The organism is Streptomyces sp. NPDC001914 (assembly GCF_042891215.1).
Taxonomy (GTDB): domain Bacteria; phylum Actinomycetota; class Actinomycetes; order Streptomycetales; family Streptomycetaceae; genus Streptomyces.
The window spans coordinates 1-10,308 of the sequence record NZ_JBIASW010000036.1 but is presented as its reverse complement, the minus strand read 5'-3'; the positions used below and the strand labels follow the sequence as shown (position 1 = coordinate 10,308).

The 10,308-nt window shown below is 70.2% G+C and carries 9 protein-coding genes and 1 pseudogene; 8 read left to right on the top strand and 2 right to left on the bottom strand.

Going from position 1 to position 10,308, the window contains the following annotated elements; all coding sequences use genetic code 11:
- The 5 genes and pseudogenes from ACFYYF_RS41455 to ACFYYF_RS41435 all read left to right on the top strand — a co-directional run.
- Nucleotides 1-714: pseudogene (locus tag ACFYYF_RS41455) on the top strand (sporulation protein SsgA); the annotation flags it as partial.
- A 179-nt stretch (nucleotides 715-893) separates the two neighbouring features.
- A complete protein-coding gene (locus ACFYYF_RS41450) occupies nucleotides 894-1,385 on the top strand; it encodes a hypothetical protein (protein ID WP_388784779.1) in 492 nt (163 codons plus the stop codon).
- Nucleotides 1,382-2,422 carry a DUF2637 domain-containing protein gene (locus ACFYYF_RS41445; RefSeq protein ID WP_388784777.1) on the top strand — a complete coding sequence of 347 codons (1,041 nt, stop codon included), beginning with the start codon at nucleotides 1,382-1,384 and terminating at the stop codon, nucleotides 2,420-2,422. The genes ACFYYF_RS41450 and ACFYYF_RS41445 overlap by 4 nt, the downstream gene beginning before the upstream one ends.
- Nucleotides 2,419-2,778: a hypothetical protein gene (locus tag ACFYYF_RS41440; RefSeq protein WP_388784774.1), complete on the top strand. Its 360-nt coding sequence runs from the start codon at nucleotides 2,419-2,421 to the stop codon at nucleotides 2,776-2,778. The genes ACFYYF_RS41445 and ACFYYF_RS41440 overlap by 4 nt, the downstream gene beginning before the upstream one ends.
- A gap of 617 nt (nucleotides 2,779-3,395) precedes the next feature.
- Nucleotides 3,396-4,859 carry a hypothetical protein gene (locus ACFYYF_RS41435; protein ID WP_388784771.1) on the top strand — a complete coding sequence of 488 codons (1,464 nt, stop codon included), beginning with the start codon at nucleotides 3,396-3,398 and terminating at the stop codon, nucleotides 4,857-4,859.
- Nucleotides 4,860-5,293: 434 nt separating this feature from the next.
- Here ACFYYF_RS41435 and ACFYYF_RS41430 read toward each other — a convergent pair whose 3' ends face one another.
- Nucleotides 5,294-5,488, bottom strand: a complete 195-nt coding sequence (locus ACFYYF_RS41430; RefSeq protein ID WP_388784769.1) for a hypothetical protein — start codon at nucleotides 5,486-5,488, stop codon at nucleotides 5,294-5,296.
- A gap of 950 nt (nucleotides 5,489-6,438) precedes the next feature.
- On the opposite strand from ACFYYF_RS41430, the gene ACFYYF_RS41425 reads away from it, so the two are divergent.
- Nucleotides 6,439-6,615 carry a hypothetical protein gene (locus ACFYYF_RS41425; protein ID WP_388784767.1) on the top strand — a complete coding sequence of 59 codons (177 nt, stop codon included), beginning with the start codon at nucleotides 6,439-6,441 and terminating at the stop codon, nucleotides 6,613-6,615.
- Between the two features lie 904 nt (nucleotides 6,616-7,519).
- Here the strand turns inward: ACFYYF_RS41425 and ACFYYF_RS41420 are convergent.
- Complete coding sequence (locus ACFYYF_RS41420) at nucleotides 7,520-8,251, bottom strand: GntR family transcriptional regulator (protein ID WP_388784765.1); 732 nt, start codon at nucleotides 8,249-8,251, stop codon at nucleotides 7,520-7,522.
- Between the two features lie 121 nt (nucleotides 8,252-8,372).
- On the opposite strand from ACFYYF_RS41420, the gene traA reads away from it, so the two are divergent.
- Together traA and ACFYYF_RS41410 are read left to right on the top strand one after the other, a co-directional pair.
- On the top strand, nucleotides 8,373-8,900 hold the full coding sequence (gene traA / locus ACFYYF_RS41415; RefSeq protein WP_388784762.1) for a plasmid transfer protein TraA: 528 nt from the start codon (nucleotides 8,373-8,375) through the stop codon (nucleotides 8,898-8,900).
- A 14-nt stretch (nucleotides 8,901-8,914) separates the two neighbouring features.
- The coding region (locus tag ACFYYF_RS41410) for a sporulation protein SsgA (RefSeq protein WP_388784759.1) at nucleotides 8,915-10,308 on the top strand (1,394 nt) is incomplete at its 3' end.

The window sequence follows — 10,308 nt, the reverse complement described above, 5'->3', positions numbered from 1 at the left end:
TCGCTCCCGTCGGCCCTGTGCTTCGGAGTCCGCGGCGACGACGCCACGTTCGCTCTCCCGGAGGAGGTCCTTGAGGCGGGCGCCAACCCGGCCGCTTGGGGCAACAAGCGCAAGGGCTACGTCTACATGGTCAGCGCCGGAGTGGCTGAGGACCTGTACGCGAACCCCGCCCGCACGTTCTGGACCGGCCCGTCAGGCGAGTACGAGAAGGCCGCCGCATGGATCGTCGCTCAGTTCGCGGGCGTTCGTCCGCAGAGTGCCGGCGCGGTGACCGAGGCCGCTGCAGAACGGGTCGCCGGACAACTCTTCACCCACCGGCACACCCGGGCGGGCGACCCGGCCCCCGCCGCTCCGGCCCCGGCGCTCACCGAGGCTCAGGAGTCCGCGCAGGCGGTCGCCGCACTCGTGGACGCCGAGGACGCCGAGCTGGACGTGAGTGCCGAACTCCCCACCGCCAACGGGTCGGCCGCACTGCCTGACGCCAAGCCGTCACCGGACGAGGCCCGCGCGCTGCTCGACGAACTGGTGGACATGGTCGCCTCCATCGGCCCCGGGACAGTCGCGGTCAAGGACTTCGCCCCCTACCTGGCCCAGATCGGCCGCGATCGGTCGTGGGTCTCCAAGCAGCTCAAGCAGATGGCCCAGGGCGGGCGTCTCGCGCCCACAGGCGAAGACGGCGTGTACCGCCTCGTGCCGCTCATGGCTGGCGTCTGACAGCCCCGCACAGCCGCACACCCCCGCACAGCCGCACAGCCCGTTTCCCCACGTGACGCGGCGTGTGAAAGAGGCCGCACACCGGCCCGCACACCGCCCGCACAGCTCCCCGCACACCAACGGACGTGGAGCCGCCCCGCTGCAATCGGGGCGGCCCCTGACAGCCACGGAGGAACCCCGTGACCATCGATCCGCAGTATCGCCCCTCCCGCCCCCTCACCGGCCCCGAGGCCGCCGCAGAGGCCGCCCGGTTGATCCATGAGGCGTACCGGCAGGAGCCGACCGTGACGAGCTTCCGCGACACGACCCCGGTCCCCGTCATCGGCACCACCCCGCCCGTTCCCCAGCCCGACTCCCGGATCGTCCCCGCGTGGGCCGCGGGCGTCGCGGTCGCCTCCATCGGTGTCGGTGCCGGCGTGACCGGTCTGGGGTGCGGAGCCTGGCTCGTACTCCAAGCCCTGTCGTCCGTGACCCTGCTCGGAGTCCTCGCGATCACGGCGCCGTTCGCCGGACTGGCCATGCTCGCCACCGCGGTTGGTGCCGCCGCATCCCGCTTCCGGTCGGCGTCGACCACGAACGTCTACCAGGGAACCGTGATCAAGCGGACCGACATCACGTCGACCGCCCGCGGTATCGGCGCCCGCTCCCGGATCGAAGGGGGCGAGCGATGAAGCTCGACACCACCGCCCAAGTCCAGGCCGCCGAACGGATCCTGCGCCTGTCCTGGGTGATCGTCTCCGGGGCGGTCCTGTTCTCCGTCCTCACCGTGACCCCGCTCGTGCTCCGCGTCACCCCGGACGGCTGGGGACTCACCGCCCCGATCCTGCCGATCGTCGTGGACGCGGCCGTGGTCATCGTCGTCCGTGTCGACGCGATCGTCGCCCGGCTCGACGGGGACGCCGGATTCTGGCCGGCACTTCTGCGCTGGCTCACCGGACTGATGACGCTCGCGCTCAACGTCGGCGACTCCGCGCTCAGCGGCGACCTGGTCGGCGTCGGCGTCCACTCCGTCGCCCCGATCCTGCTCATCGTCACCGCCGAGGCGGGGCTCAAATGGCGACGGGCGATCACCACGGCGATCGAGCGGATCGAGCGTGAGCACGCCGCCGAACGTGAGCGTGAGCGCGTTCGTGAGCGCCAACTGCGGGACGAGCAGCGGGCCGACCGTGAGCGCGAGCAGGAGGCCGCCCGGCAGGAGCGTGAGCGTCAGGACCGGGCCGACCGTGAGCGCCGTGAGCAGGACGCGGCCGAACGGGAGCGCGAGCGTGAGCACGCGGCCCGCATCGCCCGTGAGGAGCGGGAGCACACAGCCCAGATGGAGCGCGACCGTGCCGCCCTCGAACTCGAACGTGAGCAGCGGGCCGAAGACCGCGCCCGGGCCGACCGCGACCGTGAGGAAGCCGCCCGCAAGGCCAAGGAGGCGGAGCAGCGGGCCGAACGGGAACGGAAGGCAGCAGAGGCCCGGCGCCCGGCACTCGCCGCCGTGAGCACCACCCGCCCGGCCGTGAGCGCCCCCGTGAGCACCCCTGCTCACGCGGCTGCTCACGACCTGGAGCCCGGCCGGAAGATGGGCGAGAAGGACGCCCGCAGGGTCGTCTCCGACGCGGTCCGCGACGGCCGCTCACAGCGTCAGGTGGCCGCGCTCACCGGATGGTCGACCGGATGGGTCGCCGCCCGCTTCAAGGAGCTTGAGGGGGCGACGGCATGAGCGACATCTTCGAGGTAGTCCAGCCGCCGATCTCCACGCGACCGCTCGCCGAGACCGAACTGTGGGAGCTGGTCATGGAAGCCGCGGACTACCGGTGCCAGTGCACCGGAGGCCTGTGCGGCTCCCTGCACTCCGCCTCCGCCCTGCGCTGCAAGGCCCGTCACGACCAAGGCCGCGTACGGCTGGTGGCCGCGCCGGCAGACCTCGCCCTCTCCGACATCGAGGCGACCACCGTCCCGATCGGCGACCTCCGGGCGTGGTGCGGACCGTGCTTCCAGGCGGCCCGTCGTAGGGCCCGCCTCGCGGACGCCGCACGGCGCGAGCAGGAGAACGGCCCGGCCGACACGTTGTTCTGACGCACCGAAGCCCCGCCGTGATCACGGCGGGGCTTCTTTCTCACCGCCAAGCCACAGGCGCCTCAAGGCCCGCAAGCGTGCCGGGGGGAACGTCCGGCACAAGTAGTGCCAGGATCACTCCCAGTCCACAAATGGCAACGACCCGGGTGTAGGAGCCCGGGCCGTCCGCCTCCAGCTCGCGCCCTTAGCCAGGCGAGACAGGAAACGTTGCTTTGCCCAGCGTAAGAGAAGACGCCCAGAGGTCGCTACAGCGGCCCGCCGGTCCGCGCTGCCACTGCGGGACCCCGCTCACCCACACGCCCGGCAAACGGCCGCGTGTGTACTGCTCGGACCGCTGCCGGATGGCTGCGAAGCGAGCCATCGCCCGTGGGCTGGGAAAGCTGGCCGACGGCAAAAGCGAACACCTTGGGAAAGAAACAACAGAGTTTCCCGCACCCCGCCGACCTGCGGAAACGCGAGACGGGGTGGCTGGGGAGAGCCCGAGAGGCGACAGCCTCTCGGAAGGGCAGTCGCGAAGCGACGCCGCGCGGCTCCGGAAAGCCGCCCGCTACTCCCGGCGCCGGACCCTGTGGCGGATCACGGGCGACGCCTCCTGCAAGGGGTGCGGCAGGTCACTGATGGATCCCGCCTCCGGCGCGATCGTTGCCCAGACTGCTGCGGGAACGGCCGTGGTCCTCGGGCTCATGCGGTGCGGGCGGATCTGGCTCTGCCCGGTCTGCGCCGCGACCATCCGCCACAAGCGGGCGGAAGAGATCACAGAGGCGGTAGTCGAGTGGATCAAGCAGGGCGGGACTGCCTACCTGGTCACCTTCACCGCCCGACACGCGAGCAAGGACCGCCTCGCCGACCTCATGGACGCCCTGCAAGGCACCCGTAAGACGCCGGACGCCCCGCGGAAGCCCGGCGCCTACCAGCGGCTCATCACGGGCGGCACGTGGGCCGGGCGGAAGGCGACGGACGGACACCGTCACACCGACCGTGAGGGCATCCGGGACCGGATCGGCTTCATCGGGATGATCCGTGCCACCGAGGTGACGGTCGGGCAGGCGGCCGGATGGCACCCGCACATCCACGCGATCGTGCTCGTGGGCGGGACCGTTGACGTACGGACCGACCCGAAGACGAAGAAGGTCGTCAGCCGGACGATCGCAGGCACGTTCGAGCCGGGCGCCGACGCGTTGCAGGTCTGGGAAGACCACTGGCGTGCGACGTGGACGCGGACCCTGCAAGGGATCAACCCCAAGTTCCGGCCGACGGACGACTGCGAACGGGTCGACTGCCCTTGCGAAGGCAAGGGTCACGGCGTCGACTTCAAGCGGCTGCACACCGAGCGCGACGCCAACGACCTCGCCGAGTACATCGCCAAGACGCAGGATGGAAAGCTGCCGGCGCTCGAACTCGCCCGCGCCGACCTCAAGACCGCAGGCGGGCAGAACGTCACGCCGTTCGAGTTGTTGGGCAGGATCGGCGACGTGATCGGGGGAGTCCCCGAGGACGAAGCCGCGGGGCAGGGCTCGCTGGAGTGGAACCTTGCCCGCTGGCACGAGTACGAGCCCGCGACCAAAGGCCGCCGTGCCATCGAGTGGACCCGCTACCTACGCGCGCTGCTCGGCATCGACGGCGGCGACACCGAGGAAGACGACCTCGACATGCTGTTCGCGGGCGACGCCGAGAATGGTGAACTGCGGGCCGGAGTCAGGGTCACCGAGGACGGCTGGAATGCCGTCACCCGCAAAGCCCTGGACCTCGCGGTGACGCAGGCCGCCGAGGGCACCGACGGCAACACGAACCCTGACGCGATGGCGTCACGAGTCCGGGAGATCCTCGCGATCGCGGACGCCTCCGAGTCGATCGTGGTCCTCGGACCCCAGCAGGTCGCCGAGGCATACGCGGAGATGCTCGAAAACCTCGCCCGCCGACGCGAAGAAGCAGCTGCACGACGCCGACGCGAGCACGACCAAAACGACGACGAGGAGCATGGTCCCGACGCCGAACGGCAGCGCGCCGAACGGCACATCGCCCGCCTCGCCAGCGCAGCGACCACCGGCACGGAGGACCGATCAGGTCACCTGATCGTCTAGCTTGCTCCCGGCCCGGCCGGGCGAGATCAGATATCGGATCTCTTAGCTTGCTCCCGGTACGGGACCCGGCTCTGACCTGCCAGGCGACAAGCGACAAGACAAGCGACAAGACAAGGCACGCGACAAGCGGGACGACAAGCCAGACGACAAGCCGCGGACGCCCGGCCGGGCGGCGAACTGACCCCAGTTCGCACTAACTCGCTACCCCCTCCTACGGACATGTCAGAGCCCGCGTCCGGCCCGACCACGCGGCCCGAGCTGCACCACCGTGGTCGGCCCGCGTCGGGCTCGCGCAAGAGATGCCGCAAGAGATCTCGCAGGAGATGTCGCAGGAGATCGAGCAAGAGATGTGGCCACCGGTCCGTGCTCTGGCCCGACTCCGTCCTAGCGGCCCGGCGTACTGATATCAGTGCGCCACAACTGGCTGCCCTGATCTACGACGTCGGGCCCGATCCGAGGGTCCGTCGGTCGGGCCGCGCGGCGGTCGCGTCCTGCTGCTCGTCGGTGTCCTCCGGGAGCTGCTCGCGGTCGACGTGCTCAACCGGCAAGAGCCGTGGGGCGGTCGACGTCGTCGTGCTCCTGGAGGACGCCGCCGGACCAGTGCCCAGCGGGCGGCGCGTGGTGCTCATGGAGCCCAGTCTCCCGGTCGGCATCACCTGCCGACGCCATGCCGGGGCGCCGGCGCTTTCGCCGCACGGCGGCAGCCGGGCGGCAGCCCCACCGGTACGCGCCCGATCCCCTCGCCCTGCCGCCGTACCGTCCCGCACCCACCGCCTTTTCCAGGTGGGTGCGCGGCGTTCGGTGGCAGTAGAGGGGATGTCAGCACAAGTGGAACCCCCCGACCACGCGGCCCCACCTGCGCAGACGCCTGCCTCCGGAATCCGGTAAGGGCAGCCTCCATCGCAACCACCTGCGCAACAGCGACCGCAACACCCTGCGCAACCCCGACCACAGGCCCCACCACAGACCCGACCACGGCCCGGGCGGATGGAAGCGGAATACACCGTTCCTACCCGCTGGTGTCCCTCCTGCTGCACCCGTTGACCTACCAGTGGTGGGGGCACTGGTGTACCCCCACCACTGCCCCCACCAGTGCCGTGCGCGGGGACTTGCGCGGCTTGCCCACCGGTCGGGCACAGTGCCCTCCGAAGTGCGACCGACTCGCTAGCTGTTCCCCAGGGGAACACCTGCGGATCGGAATGCAAGGGTGTGCGGAGTCCTGCGGGCACCTCCGGATCATCAGAGAGCCGTTCTTCACGTCGTGGATCACGGCCGACAGGTCCTCGATGAAGTACACGACCACCCCTGCGCTCGGAACCCTCCCGCTCGGTCGGACACCCCCCGCTCGGAGACGCTTGCCCCGACGTAACCGCCTCCAAGGAACCCCTCGCCCATCCCGGCGGGGGGTTTCTTCGTTCCCGGTCCTGTCTGGCACCGGGTGAGCCCGGCGAAGGGGTGGCGGCCTCTTGTGCGCCTTGCCCCCCGCCCCGGCATGGTCCCGGTCTGCGGTTCCGCCGCAGGTCACCGGCCCTGTCCGGGTAGGGCACCTTTTTTTCGATCCGTAGGAGGAACACCAACCATGTCCAACAACCCCCGCCAGGACCGCGACCCGCGTCAGGACCGTCTCATCGTCGCGCTAGCCCTCATGGGCACGGCCTTGTTCACCCTGGTCGCGCTGCTGTACCCGGCGGCGATCCCGGCGTTGACCATCGCGATCACCGCCTTCATGGCGATCGCGTTCTTCCTGGGGATGTGACCGCCGTGCTGCGGCCCGGCGTTCGGCCGGGCCGCGCGGCGGAGACAGGAGAGGCCCGGCCGAACGCCGGGCCGCAGGCCGCGCGAGCGGGCGACCTTGAACCAGTAGAGAAACTTGTAACAACTGCGCCCACGCGCCGCGCTACGGGACGTGCCGCGTACGGTCGTCGGCCATGAGCACTGAGACACCGAGGGACGCTGACGGCAACAAGCTCTGTGGCTGGTGCGGCGGTCCGATCCAGCAGAAGGGCGTCGGCCGCAGCCGGGACTACTGCACGCGCACGCACAAGGAGTACGCGTACAGGGCTCGCCGGGACCAGGAGATGCGCCTCCGGGCCTACTCCAAAGGCCGGGCCGACGAACGCTTCTTTTCGACAACAGCCGAAACTCCGCAACCCTCCAATACGTCTGTTGTCGAAACTCAATCGCCGCAGGTCAACGCCGCGAATCCGCCGTCACCCCCCGCGCCATTGCCTCCTTTGAAGCGGGCTCGGCGCAGGTCCGCACAGACGGCGTCTGCCATGCCTTTGTGGCCGCCGGCGGATGACGGAGAGTCGGGCGATCAGCCACCACGGACCGATTCCTAGCGGAGCGCCCACGCGGCGCTCGGCCACATCGCGGCAGCAGCTGCTCCCCCTCAGCCGCGGAGCGCCTCCAGGTCGCCTTACGCGCCCGCATCCGTGACGGCGGGGGTACGGCGCCCAACCTCAATTCCGGCCCGGGAGACGGCCGCTCAGCGCCACCGCCCCCACCCCCCTTCCCGCCAGCCGTCTTTGCCCGCCCGGATCACCCGCAGTCGCGCACGCGGCAGGCCACGGAGGATTACGGGCATCGGGCGTGTCCGTAGGCCCGGACGCCAAAAACCCCCGCCAGGCCATGGCGGGGGTTCGTCGTCGTACCTGTAGCTAGTCGTTTGCCACCTGCCAAAGCCCAGGTGCATAGACGTCCTCCCAGACCTCCAGCGGGCCTTCCTCATCGTGGAACGTCGTGTGGAGCACGAGTACGGGCACGGCAGCAGTCGCGGGGACGTTGACCTCCAGCGACTTCAGTTCATCTGCGCTCGCGAGGCGGGCGCCCCTGCGCTCCGGAGAACGCTTGACCTCCCGTCCGGTGCGCTGCGTGTACGTCGTTTGCCAGAAGGGCTTCAGCTGCCCCTGGGTCATCAGCTCCGGCATCGACCCCAGGGCCCGGGGATGGATGCAGGAGAGCGCGACTACGGTCGGCCGACCTTCGCGACGGAAGACGCGTCGGCGAATGACGATCTCGTCGTGCAGGTCCACCCCGAGCTGTTCGGCGATGTCAGGGTCTCCGCAGCTTCGCAGCATGGACACGTGGTCAGTGCTGGTCTCGTCAGGGGCGTAGTGCTTCCCGGTTCGCTGAAGTCGTTCCAGTCGGGCCGCACCCGTCGCGACGATGCGAGGGCGTACGGCAACGACCGTGGACGAACCGGGTCGTGACGTCGTGTACCCCTCTGCCTTCAGCAGCTTGTATGCCCGATTGACCGTGGCCATCGAGACCTCGAAGTGGTCCCGCACTGCCTCCATGGTCGGCATTCGCTCTGACGGCTGTAGGTCCCCGTCATCGATCTTCTGCCGGTAGTGCGCCGCGATATCGGCGTAACCAACCCGCTTTGTCATAGCTCCTCCGCTCCCCAGCGCTCTACTTCCAACGTAGAGCACTCTGCCATACCTTGCATGTAGAGTACTCTACGTGTAAAGGTAGAGCGCTCTACATTGGAGCCCTGATCACGGAGGAACCATGGCAGGTAGTGGATCGCAGAACCGGAGCGACAGCAGCAAGTTCGCGAACGCGGCGAGCGGGGTGGGCGCGGCGGCCGGCGGGTTCGTCGGTGCGATGGGCAGCAGCTTCGTCCCGCCCGTGAACGTGACGATCAACCGCACGACCAACAAGGGCGGTGGAGGGCAGCAGTCGGGCCGCACATCGCAGTTCGTCCTCGGTGAGCCGGAGTTCAACAACACGGACGACGTCCGGAACTACTGCAACAACCTGCGGGCGCTGATGATCCAGGCCGCGATCGAGCTGGCCATGGCGGCGAAGATCCTGGAAGCCCGGCTGGGCCAGGCAATGCCGGTCCCGGGTGAGAACGCGATCCAGACCCGGATGCGCGCCAAGAAGGTCGCCTGGAAGCTCAAGCGCGCGAGCGACGGGGCTACGGCCTCCGCGAAGAACGCCGTGGCCGCCTACGCCGCCTTCCAGCGCGAGTACGCCGACCTGATGCGTCCGCGCCCCCAGCGTGCCGCGACCACCAACCCCTTCAAGTTCTGAGAGGCGGGCTCCCCATGGCTACGAAGGACATCGCAGAGCGACACGAGGACCGCCTCAACTCCGGTTCGGGCACGGGCATGGGTGCCTGGCTCTGGCACCGCGCCAAGCCCTACACGCCGCCGTGGATCGTCACGGGCGGCGTCGGCATCGCGGGCGCCGGCGCGCACGCCCTGTGGTCGGACTCGCCGTGGGGAGGCGTCGGCCTCACCCTCGCGTCCGTGAGCCTGACGGCCGCGACCTGGTGGGCGGGCAAGGCCACCGGCCCCCAGCGTCGCCTGCACTCCGCGATCACTGTGGCGGCCGGGACGTCGTGGGTCACGGCCGCCGCGCTCTCCGGCCCGCTCGCTCACCCGCTCCCGGACCTGTACGCGATGGGCGGCGCAACGCTCGCCCTGTCGTGGAACATCCGCCAGATCATGCGGTCCAGCGGCTCCGAGTCGACCGACTCCGACTCCGACAAGGGGCTGCTTGAGAAGGTCGGGCTCGCCCGCACGCGGCTGCGCGACGTGAAGGTGGAGCCGAACCGGCTCACCGTGCCCTACGAGCTCCCGGCCGGGGAGCTCACCAACGAGGACGTCTCCAAGGCGATTCCGCGGATCGCGTCCGCGCTCGATGTGCCGACCACGGCGATTCGCGTCCAGCACGACCCCGACTCCGCCAGGAAGGGCCAGTTCGTCATCGTGCCGGAGGACATGCTCAAGACGCCCACGGTCTACCCCGGCCCGTACGCCCCGGGTCAGTCGGTCGCCGTGCCGCTGCGGATCGGCGTCTACGACGACGGCTCCGACCTCGTGCTCCCGCTGCTCGACGCGATCCACATCCTCATCATGGGGATGACCGGCTCCGGCAAGACCGAGGGAGCGCTGGACGTCCTGCTGGAGCTGTTCAGCCGCCGTGACGTCGCCGTGTGGCTCGCGGACGCGGCCAAGGCCGGACAGGACTTCCAGCCGCTGCTCCCCGCGCTGGACTGGGCAGCGCTCGACACCCCGTCGGCCGGGGCGATGGTCGCCGCCGTGCAGGCCGCGATCCCCGCGCGGACCGCGTGGCTGCGGGATCACGGCTACCGGGCGTGGGAGCCCGCGGCTGCCGAGCGGCAGACCGGTGCGGAGCACTCGTGCGCGTCTGCCGGCGCCTGCGGCTGCGACGGAATGCCGTACCTGGTCGCCTGGTTCGAGGAGGCCGCCAAGCTGCTGCGGGAGCTGGGGGACGACGTGTTCACCGGCATCGCGCAGGAGGCCCGCTCCGCTGGCGTCTCCCTGGTGGTGTCGATGCAGCGCGCGTCGGGCTACCAGCTCTCCACGGACACCCGCGCGTCGCTCCCGTCGGCCCTGTGCTTCGGAGTCCGCGGCGACGACGCCACGTTCGCTCTCCCGGAGGAGGTCCTTGAGGCGGGCGCCAACCCGGCCGC

What these genes read in the sequence shown, in the direction of transcription:
- ACFYYF_RS41425 (WP_388784767.1), top strand. Translation starts at nt 6,439, where the DNA reads ATGTCCAACAACCCCCGCCAGGACCGCGACCCGCGTCAGGACCGTCTC.
- ACFYYF_RS41445 (WP_388784777.1), top strand. Translation starts at nt 1,382, where the DNA reads ATGAAGCTCGACACCACCGCCCAAGTCCAGGCCGCCGAACGGATCCTG.
- ACFYYF_RS41430 (WP_388784769.1), bottom strand. Translation starts at nt 5,488, where the DNA reads ATGAGCACCACGCGCCGCCCGCTGGGCACTGGTCCGGCGGCGTCCTCC.
- ACFYYF_RS41420 (WP_388784765.1), bottom strand. Translation starts at nt 8,251, where the DNA reads ATGACAAAGCGGGTTGGTTACGCCGATATCGCGGCGCACTACCGGCAG.
- ACFYYF_RS41440 (WP_388784774.1), top strand. Translation starts at nt 2,419, where the DNA reads ATGAGCGACATCTTCGAGGTAGTCCAGCCGCCGATCTCCACGCGACCG.
- traA (WP_388784762.1), top strand. Translation starts at nt 8,373, where the DNA reads ATGGCAGGTAGTGGATCGCAGAACCGGAGCGACAGCAGCAAGTTCGCG.
- ACFYYF_RS41435 (WP_388784771.1), top strand. Translation starts at nt 3,396, where the DNA reads ATGGATCCCGCCTCCGGCGCGATCGTTGCCCAGACTGCTGCGGGAACG.